The organism is Rhodococcus pseudokoreensis, assembly GCF_017068395.1.
GTDB lineage: Bacteria > Actinomycetota > Actinomycetes > Mycobacteriales > Mycobacteriaceae > Rhodococcus_F > Rhodococcus_F pseudokoreensis.
This window is the reverse complement of the sequence record NZ_CP070619.1, coordinates 6,091,748-6,105,751: the sequence shown is the minus strand read 5'-3', so window position 1 is coordinate 6,105,751 and position 14,004 is coordinate 6,091,748. Positions and strand designations below refer to the sequence as shown.

The 14,004-nt window shown below is 68.7% G+C and carries 16 protein-coding genes; 8 read left to right on the top strand and 8 right to left on the bottom strand.

What is annotated here, in order from left to right; translation table 11 throughout:
- Positions 1-40: 40 nt before the first annotated feature.
- The 5 genes from JWS13_RS33035 to JWS13_RS33015 are packed head-to-tail and all read right to left on the bottom strand — an operon-like array spanning position 41 to position 5,662.
- Entirely contained in the window at positions 41-919 is an 879-nt protein-coding gene (locus JWS13_RS33035; protein ID WP_206009601.1) for an HAD family hydrolase, read from the bottom strand.
- The gene (locus JWS13_RS33030; RefSeq protein ID WP_206009600.1) at positions 916-2,025 is read right to left on the bottom strand and encodes a cysteine protease StiP family protein; all 1,110 of its coding nucleotides are present in this window, start codon (positions 2,023-2,025) and stop codon (positions 916-918) included. The genes JWS13_RS33035 and JWS13_RS33030 overlap by 4 nt, the downstream gene beginning before the upstream one ends.
- Positions 2,022-3,305 (bottom strand): phosphoribosyltransferase family protein, encoded by a 1,284-nt coding sequence (locus JWS13_RS33025; protein WP_206009599.1) that lies wholly within the window; start codon positions 3,303-3,305, stop codon positions 2,022-2,024. Before JWS13_RS33025 ends, JWS13_RS33030 begins: the two co-directional genes overlap by 4 nt.
- The gene (locus JWS13_RS33020) at positions 3,302-4,528 is read right to left on the bottom strand and encodes an HpcH/HpaI aldolase/citrate lyase family protein (RefSeq protein WP_206009598.1); all 1,227 of its coding nucleotides are present in this window, start codon (positions 4,526-4,528) and stop codon (positions 3,302-3,304) included. The genes JWS13_RS33025 and JWS13_RS33020 overlap by 4 nt, the downstream gene beginning before the upstream one ends.
- 12 nt (positions 4,529-4,540) lie before the next feature.
- Complete coding sequence (locus JWS13_RS33015; RefSeq protein WP_206011844.1) at positions 4,541-5,662, bottom strand: hypothetical protein; 1,122 nt, start codon at positions 5,660-5,662, stop codon at positions 4,541-4,543.
- A 258-nt stretch (positions 5,663-5,920) separates the two neighbouring features.
- Between JWS13_RS33015 and JWS13_RS33010 the strand changes: the two genes are divergently transcribed.
- The 6 genes from JWS13_RS33010 to JWS13_RS32985 all read left to right on the top strand — a co-directional run bounded on the left by JWS13_RS33010 (position 5,921) and on the right by JWS13_RS32985 (position 10,265).
- Positions 5,921-6,496: a TerD family protein gene (locus JWS13_RS33010; protein WP_206009597.1), complete on the top strand. Its 576-nt coding sequence runs from the start codon at positions 5,921-5,923 to the stop codon at positions 6,494-6,496.
- Positions 6,497-6,613: 117 nt separating this feature from the next.
- Positions 6,614-7,756, top strand: a complete 1,143-nt coding sequence (locus JWS13_RS33005) for a DUF475 domain-containing protein (RefSeq protein ID WP_206009596.1) — start codon at positions 6,614-6,616, stop codon at positions 7,754-7,756.
- Between the two features lie 79 nt (positions 7,757-7,835).
- Positions 7,836-8,459, top strand: coding sequence for an AIM24 family protein (locus JWS13_RS33000; protein ID WP_009475139.1), 624 nt, complete (start codon positions 7,836-7,838; stop codon positions 8,457-8,459).
- A 5-nt stretch (positions 8,460-8,464) separates the two neighbouring features.
- Positions 8,465-9,160: an AIM24 family protein gene (locus tag JWS13_RS32995; RefSeq protein ID WP_206009594.1), complete on the top strand. Its 696-nt coding sequence runs from the start codon at positions 8,465-8,467 to the stop codon at positions 9,158-9,160.
- Entirely contained in the window at positions 9,157-9,912 is a 756-nt protein-coding gene (locus JWS13_RS32990; RefSeq protein ID WP_087555178.1) for an AIM24 family protein, read from the top strand. Before JWS13_RS32995 ends, JWS13_RS32990 begins: the two co-directional genes overlap by 4 nt.
- A gap of 110 nt (positions 9,913-10,022) precedes the next feature.
- A complete protein-coding gene (locus JWS13_RS32985) occupies positions 10,023-10,265 on the top strand; it encodes a hypothetical protein (protein ID WP_206009592.1) in 243 nt (80 codons plus the stop codon).
- An 85-nt stretch (positions 10,266-10,350) separates the two neighbouring features.
- Here JWS13_RS32985 and JWS13_RS32980 read toward each other — a convergent pair whose 3' ends face one another.
- Complete coding sequence (locus JWS13_RS32980) at positions 10,351-10,833, bottom strand: hypothetical protein (RefSeq protein WP_124393956.1); 483 nt, start codon at positions 10,831-10,833, stop codon at positions 10,351-10,353.
- Positions 10,834-10,886: 53 nt separating this feature from the next.
- Positions 10,887-11,336 (bottom strand): PPOX class F420-dependent oxidoreductase, encoded by a 450-nt coding sequence (locus JWS13_RS32975; protein ID WP_206009591.1) that lies wholly within the window; start codon positions 11,334-11,336, stop codon positions 10,887-10,889.
- Between the two features lie 107 nt (positions 11,337-11,443).
- Between JWS13_RS32975 and JWS13_RS32970 the strand changes: the two genes are divergently transcribed.
- Together JWS13_RS32970 and JWS13_RS32965 are read left to right on the top strand one after the other, a co-directional pair.
- A complete protein-coding gene (locus tag JWS13_RS32970; protein WP_206009590.1) occupies positions 11,444-12,073 on the top strand; it encodes a hypothetical protein in 630 nt (209 codons plus the stop codon).
- 135 nt (positions 12,074-12,208) lie between these two features.
- Entirely contained in the window at positions 12,209-13,549 is a 1,341-nt protein-coding gene (locus tag JWS13_RS32965; RefSeq protein ID WP_206009589.1) for a potassium channel family protein, read from the top strand.
- A gap of 4 nt (positions 13,550-13,553) precedes the next feature.
- Here the strand turns inward: JWS13_RS32965 and JWS13_RS32960 are convergent, their stop codons facing one another.
- Entirely contained in the window at positions 13,554-13,958 is a 405-nt protein-coding gene (locus JWS13_RS32960) for a RidA family protein (protein WP_206009588.1), read from the bottom strand.
- Positions 13,959-14,004 lie beyond the last annotated feature (46 nt).

The window sequence follows — 14,004 nt, the reverse complement described above, 5'->3', positions numbered from 1 at the left end:
GAGCGTCGGGTTTGTCCCGTTTGGCCTGTTTGCCTACAACCTACAAAAGAGCGCCCGCGGCCGTCGTCCCCGCACCCCGCTCGACACGGTCCGCGAACCAGCGCAGGATCTCCTCACCGGCGGCGATCCCGCTGCTTCCGGTCACGGACAGGGTCGGATGCTGCCAGTCGAGCGTTTCGAGTTCGCCGTGCCGGGGGCGGATGGCGGCATCGGCGGCACTGAGCATGTTGGCGTCGAGCGCCCCGTCCCCCGCCGCGAGCACGGGCGCTTCCGCCGCGAGCACGCCGTCCTCGACGAGCCGGGAACGGACCTCCGCCACGGCACGGCTCTTGCACACCGCGTCGGGCATCGTGTAGATCTTGCGGCCCTGGCGGGACGCACCCCAGCCCCGATCCACGCACCAGTCGTTCCACTCCTCGACGAAGCCCTCGGGCATCGCGTCGAGGTCCACGACCAGGTAGGAGAACAACTCGTCGGCCACCCGGGACGACCGGACCCAGCTGTCGTCGATCCGGCGGCTCAACTCGGCCCCGACCTCCACCAGCGACGCACCGCCGTCGGCGATCGCGACGTCGACGCCCGACCGCCAGCCCGCATCGGGGACACCGTCGACGAGGATGTTCCCGCCGTTGGTCGTGATCGCGTACCGCCACGGCGCCCCCGGCAGGTCGATGCGCTCGAACTGCGCGACGGTGCGAGTGGTGGTGGGCACGACCACGGCGGACGCGGTGAGCGTGCGCAGCATGGCCTCGGCGGCCGACGTGACGTAGGACAGGGGTTTGCCGTCGTACACCTCGACGCACAGAAGATCGTCGTCGCCGGCCGCGGACGCCACGTCGCTCTCGGAGACGGCGAGTTCCATCGCCGCGCGGGAGTAGATCATGGTCCGGTCGAGGTCCGTCGCGATCAACGCGGTCATGTCACATCCTTGATCAGGCCCATGCACGAATACGCCAGGCCGGGAACCTCTTCGACGGGAACAGAGCGCGCGGCGGCGAGTAGCCGGATGTGCGCGTGCTCGGGGGCGTAGAGGTCGCGGACGAGCACTCGCCACGGCACCCGGCGCAGCAGCACCCGGGTGGTTTCGCCGACGCCGGGCTTCACGAAGTTCACCGTCGAGATTCCGTACTGCGCCCGGACAGCCTCGACGGACGTCCAGCCGTCCCAGGTGGGTGTCCGGTCCGACCGCAGCAGTTCCTCGACGTCGCCGGGGACGTGCTCACGCACGTCCGCGAAGGACGTGCTGACGGAGTCGAGGAGGTGATTGGACACGTCCTCGCCCGCGAGGTGCGCGTAGAACTTGGCGCCGTGGAAGTCGCCGGGGCCGATCAGCGTGTCGTTGAGGACGGTCCGCGACACCAGACCCGACACGGTGGAGTTCAGGCACGCCGACGCGATCAGGAAGTCGTCGCGGGTGCCGAACGTGCGGACGCAGTGCCCTGGATCCGCGAGGACGGCGAGGTCGTCGTCGAACTCGGCGCCCCCGGCCTCGCGGTACTCCGCGAGTGCCTGCGACAACTCGCGGGCGATGGCGCCCTTGCCCGTCCAGCCGTCGACGAAGACCACGTTCTTCGGGTCGTGGTGACGCGCGAGGTAGTCGAGCGCGACGGCGTCGATCCCGCGGTCCCGGACGATCGAGACCGCGTAGTGCGGCAGCGCCAGGCCGTGGACGTCCCGCGCCCAGCGGCGCATGAGCACGCCCACCGGAGTTCCGGCGCGCGCCAGCGACACGAGCGTGACGTCGCTGCCCCGCTCGGCCAGCACGAGGTCGGTGACCGTGCCCACCGCGCGCGCGAGTCGAATGGAGCTGTCCTGCAGCACCTTCTCGAACAGTTCGCGGTACTCCGCGTCGGGCTGGTACTCGATGGGCAGCGTCTCGGCGTAGTGGGCTGCACCCGACTGGATGCGGCGCTCCCGCTCCGCGACGTCGGCCTCGAGGTCGACGTGCGACAGGTCTGTGAGCAGCCAGCCCACCTCGTCGGCGGCGTACGAACCGAACGCCGGGCCGGTCAGCGGCGCCGTCACGACGCCGCTCCCGCGCGTGCCGCCCGCAGCGACCGCGGGTCGGCGCCGGACACGACGGCCAGCAGCACATCCGTTCCGGCCGCAGTGAGGACGTCGAGGAGCCCTCCGCGTGCGGTGAGCCGGTCGGTGTCGGCGGCGGCGTCGATTACCGCGACCACGACGGCGTCCTCGTCCGGCCACTGCGCGTTGTAGACGAACCGCGGCTGCTCTTCCCCGGCCTCGGGGGCGGTGAAGCGGAATCCGCGGCGCAGCGGGTACCCCGGCTGGTCGAGCACGTAGGCGGGCGACCGGGACGTCGTCTGGAATCGGACCCGGAAACCGGATGCGGCGAGCGTGTCCGCGATCCGCAACGGAAGGTACATCAACTCTTCGTGCCCGACGACGATCACCGGACGCTGCGGGTCGAGCCGATCACGGAGCGCCGCGGCCGCCGACGCGACGGCCGCATCGAATTCCTCGGTGTCTTCCCGCAGGAAGCCGTGACGCCCGCCCTCGGGAACTGCGGCGGGCCAGGCCAGGTCGGCCCGCTCCACGGTCCCGGTCCGCGCGCCGACGGGGTTGAGCACGGGATCCGGAAGCGCGCCGACGGCGTCGGTCAGCGCGTCGGGAAGCTCGGTGCGCCCCAATGCCAGACTCACGCTGTCGATCTGCACACCGAGTTCGGTGGCCGCGGCGTCGGCGGCGTCCCGGTGGCCCTGGTCGCGCATGTCGACGAGCGACGCCACGACGTACCGGCTGCGCGGGTTCTGCCGGTGCAGCGCGCGGATTGCGTCGACCGCGGTGGCGCCGGTGGAGATCTCGTCGTCCACGAGGACGAGGGGCCGATCACCGGCGAACAACTCGACGGACGTCGGCTGCAGCTGATGACTGGTGGCGTGCGAGTGCCCCTCCTCGAAACCGGCGGACGTCCCGATCTCGGGGACGTCCCGGCGCGTGGAGTGCAGGTAGCACCGGGCGCGCAGCCGCGCGGCGACGCAATGGCCCAGACCTGTTGCGGTCTCCGCGAACCCGAGCACGACGGGGTCCGCATCCGGTCCGAGGACATCGGCGACCAGGTCACCGAGGCGGTCGCCTGCGCCGATCACCGCGCCGGGGTCGGTGGGCACGTGCTTGCCGAGGACCGTCGAGACGAGCAGGTGGGCGCGTCGCGGGTTGCGCCGCAGACCCGGCTCGACGAGTTCGGGGATCGTCAGCCCCGAGCTCGAATCCACATGGGCGAGCGTCAACCCCAGATGCTCCGTGGCCCAGGGCACCGCGCGGACGGCGGTGGGTGAACTCATCGGACGGCCAGTGCGGTCAGCAGATCCACGAACGTGATTCCTTCGTTGGTCACGCCGAACACCTTCGCCCGGACGAGTGTCTTCTCGGCCCAGCTGCGGTGCGGGCGCATTTCGTTCATCTTGTTGCGGTATCCCGACGCCTGGACGCCGCCGACGCCCTCGGCGCCGAGAATGTCGAGCGCATCGTGGTACTCCTCGTGCGTCACCGCGGACAGGGCGTGCACGGCCGCGACGTGCGTCGGGTGGATGACCGTCTTGCCCTGGATGCCGTTGGCGCGGTCGAGGGCGATCTCCCGGAGCAGACCGTCCAGGTCGCGGCTGACCAGCTGCTGACGGAACCGCACCTCGTCGTGTTCCTCGAACGGCGTGGCGCGCAGGGTCGGCCGGAACATCCGCTCGTGATCGGCGAAGTACTCCCACACCGGCCCGGTGATGACGTGCCCGGTCTCGTCCGCGCGGCCCAGGAAGTTCACGATGGCCGCGATCGCGTCCGCGACCACCCGCACGTCGTAGATCGTCAGGTCGCGGTCGCGGCGGATGCCGAACGTGGCACACATGTCGGTGGCGCCGATGCGCACGGCGAGAATCCGCTCGCGGTGTTCGACGAGCAGTGCGCCGATCTTCGCGAGTTCGTCGTCGCGGGACTCGCGGTGCACCAGAGCGGGCGATTCGAGCACCGGCATCGCATACAACTGCCTGCCGAGCCGCTCCGACGCCGCGGCCAGCTCGTCCAGGAACGCGCCGCCCGTCGCACTTCCGAACTTGGGAAACACGAACCCGGACAACACCTCGACGCCGGTCGTCAGCAGGCCGGCGATCCGCCGAAGGTCCTCGGCGGATCGCACCCGCACGAACAGCTGCATCCGCGCGCCACCACGGGTCGCCAGCAGATCCAGCGCGTCGACGGCGTTGAGCAACGCCGATTCCACCTGGTCGTCCGCCACGGCGTCCTCGAGGTCCAGGACCATCGAGCAGACCCCGTCGGCCGACCGGCGCAGAATCGTCTCCGCCAGGTCGGACCTGTTCGCCGGCACGTACAGCGTCGCGCCCAGCGCAACCGCCAGCACCGTTCGATCCTCGTCCGGCCCGAGCGCCTGCGGAGCGTGCAGAAACAGCCGGTCGTGCGTCTCGTGCTCGAGGTGGTGAAAGTGCCGCACATGCCGCACCGCCGTCGTCACACCGGACGGCACCGCCGTCGTCCCGACCTCTTCGCTAATGCTCATCGTCCCCCCGTGTCATCGCTGCGCTGTGTGTCCTCTCATCTTCTGAACCACCTCGGCAATGAACACCGACACGGCATCGAGCTGGGTGACGTACGCCCAGTAGTCGGGATGCCGCCCGGTCAGTGTCCCTGCAATTCGGTCAATTCGCTCGAGCTGAGCGTCCAGGACCGACCCCCATTCCCGCACGAGCCCACGATTGACAGCCAACATCTGGGCGTCGCGGAGGCGAAATCTGATCTCGTTCTCCTTGGACCGCGGGTTCTCCCGCACGTCCCGCAGCAACAGCAGACGATCGGTGACGCCGTCGACGTTCGCCTCGGCGTCGACGAGATGGGTCCGCGCCGCGGCCGTCAGATCCAGCGCCCCCTCGGGGTTTCCCGCGGTCAGGGCCTTCTGTGCCTGCTGCAGATCGGTCTGCGCCTGCTCGATGTGCGTTCGGCTCTTGCGGTCGTTGTGGACGAGATCCGCCGAACTGGCCGCGTTGAATTCGCGGAGCAGCGCGGAGTAGGCGGGCGCGAGCCGTTCGGCCCGGGTCTGCACCGCGGCGATCCTCGTCGTCACCGACGACACCGCGTGCGCGGCATCCCGCTCCTTGGACGGAGCCGCGGCCAGCGCCTTCTCGAGCGCCGCCGACTCCTCCCGCACCCGCGCCGCCGCGGCGCGGACCGGGTTGGCACCGCGGGCGCCCTGCAGCGCGACGACCGCGGCGTCGAGTGCGGCGCCCCGGTCGCGCACCGACGGGTAGCCGGCGTAGGCGGCGCCCTCGGTCTGCACCCGGCGCTGCGCCGCGGCAGCGACCTGCAGCGCCTGTTGCGCGAGCTGCGGAACGGCCGCCAGCATCGCGGTCGACTCCTCGAGGTGGCCGCGATGTGTGCGATAGAACTCGTCGAGGGTCTGCGTCGCCGCCACCAGCTGCCGCGTCACCTGCTCGTACGCGGCGGTGGCCGCGGGCGTCTGCACATTCTCGAACTGGTCTTCCGCCGCCAGGTACGCCGTCGCGGCCTGGTAGCACCCGTCGCGGACCGGTTCCCACGCCCGGCGGATTCCGCGTTCCGGGGCCAGCTCGACGGAGGCGTCCACGGCCGCGGCGGCGATGCTCTGCCGGTTGTCCATATCGAGAAACGCTGCGACCATCGTGTCGTGGGCAAGACGAGCCGAGTCGTCGCCCCGGGCTCTTCCTCGGAAGCGTCCCGCCCATCCGCTCGTCACGCCCTGAATCGTACTGGTCGGGGCGACAACTCCGAGTGGACCGGAATTGCCTGTGCACAAACCTGTGGACAGATCGACGGATGGGACAAGTCGGACAAATTCATTATCGTGGTGTCGCACGACGAACTCGGAACTTCGACAGCCGTCGAGGGTCCACCCACCTCCTCTCGAAAGGACCCCTGAATGGGCGTCAGCTTGACCAAGGGCGGCAATGTTTCTCTCACGAAGGAGGCGCCGAACCTGACCGCGGTGGCTGTCGGACTCGGATGGGATGCCCGCTCGACCACCGGCACCGACTTCGACCTCGACGCCAGCGCCATCGGTGAGGGTGCCGACAAGAAGGTCGTGTCGGACCAGCACTTCGTGTTCTTCAACAACCTGCGCTCCCCCGACGGCTCGATTGAGCACGTCGGCGACAACACCACCGGTGAGGGCGAGGGCGACGACGAGGTGATCAACGTCAACCTGGCGGCGGTCCCCGCGAACATCGAGAGCATCCTGTTCCCCGTCTCGATCTACGACGCCGAGACCCGTTCGCAGTCGTTCGGTCAGGTCCGCAACGCGTACATCCGCGTCGTCGACCAGGCCAACGGCAACGAGCTCGCCCGCTACGACCTGTCCGAGGACGCGTCGACCGAAACCGCTATGGTTTTCGGCGAGCTGTACCGCCACGGCGCGGAGTGGAAGTTCCGTGCCATCGGCCAGGGCTACGCGTCGGGGCTGGCCGGTATCGCCCGCGACTACGGCGTCAACGTCTGACGGTCGCTTCGTTCCCCAGCCGGGGGAGGGTGTGACGGCATTGCCGTGACACCCTCCCCCGGTGTTCGTCCCCTGCAGTAACCACCCTGCATGCCCACTAGAGAAAGGCCACGCTTCGTGGTTCTGCGAATATTCGGTCTCTCCTTCGCCGTGACGGTGATATCCCTCATCATCGCGGCGATCTACGGAGGCCCCCAGGCCGTCCTCCTCGTGCTGATCCTCTCGATCCTCGAGATCTCGCTGTCCTTCGACAACGCCGTCATCAACGCCACCGTCCTGCGCCGCATGAGCGACTTCTGGCAGAAGATCTTCCTCACCGTCGGCATCGTCATCGCGGTGTTCGGCATGCGCCTGGTCTTCCCCCTCGTCATCGTCTGGCTGGCCTCCGGCCTCGGCCCCGTCGCCGCACTCGACCTGGCCCTCAACCCGCCCGCCGACGGCGCCGCATACTTCCCCGACGGCAGCGCCAGCTACGAAACCCTGCTCACCGACGCACACCCGCAGATCGCGGCGTTCGGCGGCATGTTCCTGCTGATGCTGTTCCTCGGCTTCATCCTCGAAGAGCGCGAGATCACCTGGCTGTCCTGGCTGGAGAAGCCCCTCGCCCGCGCAGGCAAGCTCGACCAGCTGGCCGTCATCCTCGCCGGCGTCCTGCTGCTGATCACCGCCGCCTACATCGCCCCCGAGGACACGGTGTCCACGGTGATGATCGCCGGCGTCCTCGGCATGGTCACCTACATCGCCGTCAACGGTCTCGGTGAACTGTTCAACACCCCCGAGGAAGACGAGGACGGCGTCGCCGTCGAAGGATCCACCGGCGGGCCGAGCCAGCTGGCCAAGGCCACCGGCAAGGCCGGGTTCTTCCTGTTCCTGTACCTCGAGGTCCTCGACGCGTCGTTCTCCTTCGACGGTGTCATCGGCGCCTTCGCGATCACGTCCGACCCGATCATCATCGCCCTCGGCCTCGGCTTCGTCGGCGCGATGTTCGTCCGTTCCATCACCGTGTTCCTGGTCCGCAAGGGCACCCTCTCGGACTACGTGTACCTCGAGCACGGCGCCCACTGGGCCATCGGCGCACTGGCCGTGATCCTGCTCGTGTCCATCGGCTACCACGTCAACGAGAACGTCACCGGCCTCGTCGGTGTCGCCCTCATCGGCGCCGCGTTCATCTCCAGCATCGTCCGCAACCGCAAGGCCGCCGCGGTGGCCGGCGAAGCGGCAGACGACGTGGACGAGCAGAAGTCGGTGTCCGTCGGCTAGGTTCTGCCTGTACTCACATCCAGCGGCAGTGCACGTGACTCGGTCACGGGCACTGCCGCTCGACACTGGAAAGGGCACCATGGGGCGGCTGCTCGACAAGTCGAAGAAGGTGGTGGAGGCGCAACTCGCCGGAACCACCATCCGGGCGATTCAGGGTTCGATGATCGCCTACGAGGGCAATGTCAGTTTCAAGTCGGCGGGCTTCGGCGGCGGCGACGGTGTCCTCGCCGGAATGAAGCGGCGTGCCACGGGCGAGGCGCTGTCGCTGATGGAATGCTCCGGCCACGGTGTCGTGTACCTCGCGGTGGGCGGACAGTACGTCTCGGTCGTCGACCTGGCCAACGAGACCCTGCAGGTGGAATCGCAGCAGCTGCTCGCGCTGAGCGGCAACCTGAACACCAACGTCACGTTCACCGGACTGCGCGGCGGGGTCGGCGGTCAGGGCCTGTTCACCACGACCGTCTCCGGTCAGGGGCAGGTGGCCCTGCTGTCGGCGGGCGGACCGCTCATCCACCTCGAGGTGTCGCCGCAGTACCCGCTCGTGGTCGACCCCGACGCGTTCGTCTCGGCGCGCGGGCAGGTGACGCAGTCGTTCGTCACCGACGTGTCGTGGCGCAACGCCGTCGGCCAGGGCAACGGTGAGGCCTTCTCCCTCAAGTGGGACGGTCACGGCGTCGTCTCCATCCAACCGGCAGAGCGGTGAGCCCCATGGTCTTCTCGAAGGTGAACTCGAAGGTCGTCAAGGTCGACGTCGGCGCCGCAGGCGGGGTGGTGGCCCGCACCGGCGCAATGCTGTTCTACACCGGTCAGGTCCAGTTCTCGCCGCACCAGGTGCCGGGCTCCCAGTCGATGGCCGGAATGGGTGGATTCACCCGGATGGCCGGACGCATGATGCAGGGCGAGCACGAACGCACGATGCTGGCGCAGGGGCAGGGCGAGGTGCACTACGGCCACGCCGGGCTCGAGGTACACGTCGTCGACATGCCGCAGGGCGGCGCCCTGTGCGTCGAGGCGTCCCGGCTGCTCGCTCACAATGCGGGACTGCAGAGTTCGGTGGTCTCGGTGGTGAGTCAGGGCGGCGGCGGGCGCGGCATGCTCGGCGCGCTGCGCGGTGCGGCGGCAGGAGCCCTGTCCGGCACCGGCATGTTCACGACGCAGCTGTCCGGGTACGGGTCGGCGGTCCTGCTCGCGCACGGCGGCTTCATCGAACTCCCGGTCGGCGGACCGAATCCGGTGTTCGTCGACCCCGACGCGTTCGTCGGCACGTACGGGAGCGTTCAGGTGGAACTGAAATCCGCCGTCGGCTGGCGCGAGGCCATGGGCCGCGGCGTCGGGGAAGCGATGCAACTGCAGTGCACCGGTCAGGGAATCGTCTACGTTCAGGCTTCGGAGGAGAAACTGTGACCGCCATCCACAATCCGTCGACGCTCGGCGCCAGCGACAACATTCCCGACAACAGCTACGCGTTCTGCATCGACCTCACCGCGCCCTGGTTCATCCGCAAGGGCGCGATGATCGCGTACTACGGCCAGATGCAGTTCCAGGCGCTGACCCACGGATTGCACGGCGCCGCACTGCACATGGTCGCCAACCAGTTCTCGGCGCCGCTGTACATGGGCGACTACGCGGTGGCCGAGGGATTCGGGAAACTGATCATCGGCGACCGCGGGTACGACATCAACTCGTACGACCTCGACGACGGCAACCTCACGATCCGGGCATCGAATCTCCTTGCGTTCGAACCGGGTCTGTCGCTGAACCAATCCATCGTGCCGGGATTCCTGACACTCATCGGGACCGGGAAGTTCCTGGCGTCGTCCAACGGTCCGGTGATGTTCGCCGAACCGCCGCTGCGGATCGACCCCGAGGCCCTCGTCGGGTGGGCCGACTGCCCGTCCCCGAGCCACCATTACGACCAGGGATGGATCAGCAACTTCCTCGCGGCCGGCGCCCACATGATGGGCATCAACTCCGGCGAGGAACGGCAGTTCGACTTCACCGGCGCCGGAACGGTTCTGATCCAGTCCAGCGAGAAGGTCCTCAGCGACACCCATGTCGTGCGCAGCATCGAGGGCCAGATCCACGGGATCACGCCGAGCGGTCTGCAGCGACTCAACGGGGTGATCTCCGCCAAGCTGGCGGAGCAGCCTCGCTGACATGCAGGAGATTGCCAGGCTGAGCGGAGAGTTGTGGCAGGGACGGGGAGCAATCTGATCTGTGTCAGGAAGTCCTGACGCCGCATCCGATTCGTTCCAGGAGGAACCGCATGAAGTCTGTCGTGACCAAGGCCGTCGCAACCGGTGGTATCGCCCTCGCAGCACTCGGCATCGGAGCCGGCGTTGCCAGCGCCGACCCCGTGAGCCACAACCCCGTCCCCGCCCAGCAACAGCAGGCACCGCAGCCGCAGCAGCAGCCGCAGCAGCAGCAGCAGCACGCTCCGCAGCAGCAGGCGCCGGCGCCGAGCCCGCACGGATTCTGGTTCTTCGGCACCTGGGTTCCCCTGCCCTGATCTGCGTTCCCCTCGCAGGACGAAGGTGCCCTTCGACGCTCCCACGGCGCCGAAGGGCACCTTCGTATTTCTACCGGGCGTACCGCTACCGAGTGGGCCGCATACTCGGATTGGGGCCGAGCGTGATCGTCCGTGTTCTCGGCAGCAGCCCGATCTCCTTCCACCCCGCGGTCAGCGTGATCGTCCCCGATTCCGGGTAGTCGCTGATCCAGTAGTGCGGCGCGGAGTGATATTCGGACGCGTCGGCGGCCGCGGCAGTCGCTGTCGAATGCGGGTGACGGGCGTCGGCGACGCCCTCCAGGTCGTCGACCCGGACGTTCACCGCAAGATACGACCACCGCGCCGAAGGATCGTCGGGATCGTCGAGCGGACGCGTCTCGTGACGCGCCAGATCAGCGGATCTGCCTCGCGCCGTCAACTCGATGCGCAGCAGCATGCCCTTCGGATGGGCGACGACCTCCGACAGGCGCAGGGTCACATCGCGGCTCGTCACGAGCTCGACCGGCCCGTGCACCACGATTCCCTCCGTGGCAGGCGGTGGTGCCGCCGGCCACCGCCTCTTGCGCATGACTCAATCGTCCCACCGGCTCCGATCGGCTGCCACAGCTACGTTCCGCGCACTCAGGGCAGCTGGGCCATGCCGTACACGTTCGTCGCCCGGACCCGGAGCACCTGCCTGCGCTCGGACACCATCGCGCGGCGGAAATCTTCCCAGTCGTCGTGCTCTTTCCCCGCCGCCTGCCGGAACACCTCGACGAGTTCGTCCGCCGCCGCGTCGTGCGGGTCCGCCACCACCGCGCTCAGTTCCGCCTCGCCCTCCACCACCGCGTAACTCCAGAAGTCGGTCGCGCTGACGTGCAGCGACACCCGGGGGTCGCGCGCGGCGTTCCGGGTCTTGGCCCGATCCGCCGTCACCGACACCCGCGCCGTCTGCGTGTCGGGATCCCATGCGTAGATCACGTTCGACAACTGGGGGCGTCCGTCGCGCTTGACCGTCGCGAGGACGGCCCGGTTGTGTGTGGCGACGAGGTCGAGAAGTGGGCGCCGGTCGTCTTTCGCATCGAGACTCATGCCTCACCCAACCACGGACGGCGAGGAGGTGTTCCCGTTCTTCCGCGCGGAACCTGCACGGCTCGTTAGCCTCGGATGAGGAACCGGAACTCGCGAGGGTGGAAGCCATGGACACGACGACGGTGCGAATCGGTGGGGCGCTGGGGATTCTCTCGGCTCTCGTGATGATCCCGGCGTATGTCGTGGGAACCCCGGATCGGCCGATCGACACGGCCGAGGCGGAGCGGTACTACTCGTCGTACTCGGGCTTCGTGACCGCCAACGGCGTGATCCCGATCCTGCACGTGCTGTTCTTCCTGTTCTTCCTCGGCACGCTCGCCGGATTGCTGCGGCGCGCGGACGGCGACCGGACCGGCCTCGCGGGCACGGCGCTGGCAGGCGGAATCGTGTTCGCCACGCTGACCGCGGCCGGGTTCACCGCGGAGGTGGCGTATCCCGCGACCCTGATGCGTTTCGACGAACTGCCCTTCGACGATCAGATCGCACCGCTCCTCCTGACGATCGCGTCGTGGTTCTACCACTACTGCCAGGTGGGCACTGCGGTGATGATCTTCGCGACGTCTCTCGTCGTGTGGCGGACCGACGTGCTGCCGCGCTGGACGGTGGTCGGCGCGATCCTCGGAGTGGTCGCGCTGCTGCACACCTGGTTCCCGTTGACCGCCGCACTCAGCGGCCTGGTCTGGATCGGTGTGATCGGACTCCTCCTGGCGATCCGGGGCGCGCCTACCGGCGAGTAGGGCGATCGCTTCGGAAAACATTGGCCGGTAACGTGTTCCAGGACGTTCCCGGCTACTCACCGGTACGCATTCCCGGGTGGGATCCGCCGTTTTTCTCGGGTACGCTCTCGTGATCCCGAGCCGGAAGGACCACACGTGAACGACTCATATCTCGTCATCGGCGAAACCACCGTGGCCCGTCGGGTCTGTGCATCCCTTCGCGAAAGGGACTTCGACGTCCGCCATCTCGTCGCCCCCGACGACGACGAGCTGCGCCTGGCGATGGCGGACGAGCCGCGCGGGATGGCGGTCCTGGTGCGCGACGACGTCGTCGCGCTGCGGTACGCGCTGGCCGCCGCGCACATCTCGGCGTCGATCCCGTTGGTGGTGACGATCTTCGACCGCACGGTCGCGGACCAGCTGTCCCACCTGCTCCCGCAGTGCACGGTGACGTCACCGGCAGACCTCGCCGCGCCCACGCTCGCCGGCCCGTGTCTGGACCCCGAACTCGTCGCGGCCCGGCACGCGGGTGAGCACATGCTGACGGTCCGGATGATCGACGGCCACCTCGAGGGCGCGCACGTCGATCTGCCCCGGCGGAACTGGTGGCACACGGTGGCGACCGGTGCGACGGGTCTGCTGCGGTCGCACGACATCGGCACGCGCATCCTGCTCGGTGGGCTCGCCGGACTCCTCGCCGTCCTGTTCGCCGACTGGCTGTGGCTGATCCTCGGGCAGCACGTGCCGCCGCTCGACGCGTTCAACGAAGCGGTCCGCGTGGTGACCACGGTGGGGCCGGGAGCCGACACCCACGGCAGCCCCGCCTACGCCGTGTTCGCGTCGGTGGCGATGCTCTTCACCGTGGTGTTCACCGCCATGTTCACCGCCGGAATCATCGAACGCCTGCTCGGCCCCCGGCTGGTCGGCCTGGTCGGCAGCCGGGTCCTGCCCCGGTCGGGGCACGTAATCGTCGTCGGTCTCGGCCAGGTCGGACTCCGGCTGTGCCGGGAACTGCAGGCGCTCGGGGTCGCGGTGGTGGGCGTCGAGCGCGACCCCCACGCCAAGAACCTGCGACTCGTGCGGTCGATGAACATCCCGACGGTCGTCGGCCACGGTGGCGACCGCGAACTCCTCGAACGGCTGGGCGTGCGCCGCGCGCTGGCACTGGCCGCGGTCGGCTCCGACGACCTCGACAACATCGCTGTGTCCGTGGCAGCGCAGGCCCTCTCCCCCGGACTGCGGCTGGTCCTGCGGGCCGGTGAGCAGGAGGCCATCGCGGAGACGAGGTCGCTGCTGCGGCTCGGGATCATCCGCGACGTCACCAGCCTCAGCGCCACGTACGTGGTGGCCGAGCTGATCGGCCTGCACCCGCAGGGCGTCGTGGCGGACGGCAGCCACCTCTACCTGGAGGTGGCGACCGCGGACGCGTCCGAGCCCGTCTTCACGGAACTGCCTGTGTCGCCGCGGATGAGCTGCCGCCACCTCGTCACCGCGTAGCGACCTAGCCGGTCACTGCCAGCGCGTCGATCTCGACGAGCATGACCTCGTGCGGGAGGTCGACGAAAACCGTGGTGCGGCACGGCAGCTGACCGCTCGGGACGTTCTCCGCGATGAACTCGCCGTACACGTCGTTCATCGCCGCGAAGTCGTCCCGGGTGGTGAGGTATACCCGGAACATCAGCACGTCTTCCACGCTCGCACCGCCGGCTTCGAGGATCGCCTTGACGTTCTCGAGGGTGCGGCGGGTCTGCTCGCGCACGTCGCCTTCGGCGATGTACTTGTTCGTGACAGGGTCCATCGGGCCCTGCCCCGACACCTGCAGCAGGTTGCCCTTCTTGATGCCCTGGCTGAACGTGTGAGCGGGGGCGGGGGCGCCTTCGGTGCGGATGACGGTGGTGTCGGACATATCGATTCTCCTGTGTGTCGTTACTTTTCGGGTGGACGGGGGACGG

What these genes read in the sequence shown, in the direction of transcription:
- JWS13_RS32995 (WP_206009594.1), top strand. Translation starts at nt 8,465, where the DNA reads ATGGTCTTCTCGAAGGTGAACTCGAAGGTCGTCAAGGTCGACGTCGGC.
- JWS13_RS33020 (WP_206009598.1), bottom strand. Translation starts at nt 4,528, where the DNA reads ATGAGCATTAGCGAAGAGGTCGGGACGACGGCGGTGCCGTCCGGTGTG.
- JWS13_RS32980 (WP_124393956.1), bottom strand. Translation starts at nt 10,833, where the DNA reads ATGCGCAAGAGGCGGTGGCCGGCGGCACCACCGCCTGCCACGGAGGGA.
- JWS13_RS32985 (WP_206009592.1), top strand. Translation starts at nt 10,023, where the DNA reads ATGAAGTCTGTCGTGACCAAGGCCGTCGCAACCGGTGGTATCGCCCTC.
- JWS13_RS32975 (WP_206009591.1), bottom strand. Translation starts at nt 11,336, where the DNA reads ATGAGTCTCGATGCGAAAGACGACCGGCGCCCACTTCTCGACCTCGTC.
- JWS13_RS33010 (WP_206009597.1), top strand. Translation starts at nt 5,921, where the DNA reads ATGGGCGTCAGCTTGACCAAGGGCGGCAATGTTTCTCTCACGAAGGAG.
- JWS13_RS32960 (WP_206009588.1), bottom strand. Translation starts at nt 13,958, where the DNA reads ATGTCCGACACCACCGTCATCCGCACCGAAGGCGCCCCCGCCCCCGCT.
- JWS13_RS33025 (WP_206009599.1), bottom strand. Translation starts at nt 3,305, where the DNA reads ATGAGTTCACCCACCGCCGTCCGCGCGGTGCCCTGGGCCACGGAGCAT.
- JWS13_RS33015 (WP_206011844.1), bottom strand. Translation starts at nt 5,662, where the DNA reads ATGGTCGCAGCGTTTCTCGATATGGACAACCGGCAGAGCATCGCCGCC.
- JWS13_RS32970 (WP_206009590.1), top strand. Translation starts at nt 11,444, where the DNA reads ATGGACACGACGACGGTGCGAATCGGTGGGGCGCTGGGGATTCTCTCG.
- JWS13_RS33000 (WP_009475139.1), top strand. Translation starts at nt 7,836, where the DNA reads ATGGGGCGGCTGCTCGACAAGTCGAAGAAGGTGGTGGAGGCGCAACTC.
- JWS13_RS33035 (WP_206009601.1), bottom strand. Translation starts at nt 919, where the DNA reads ATGACCGCGTTGATCGCGACGGACCTCGACCGGACCATGATCTACTCC.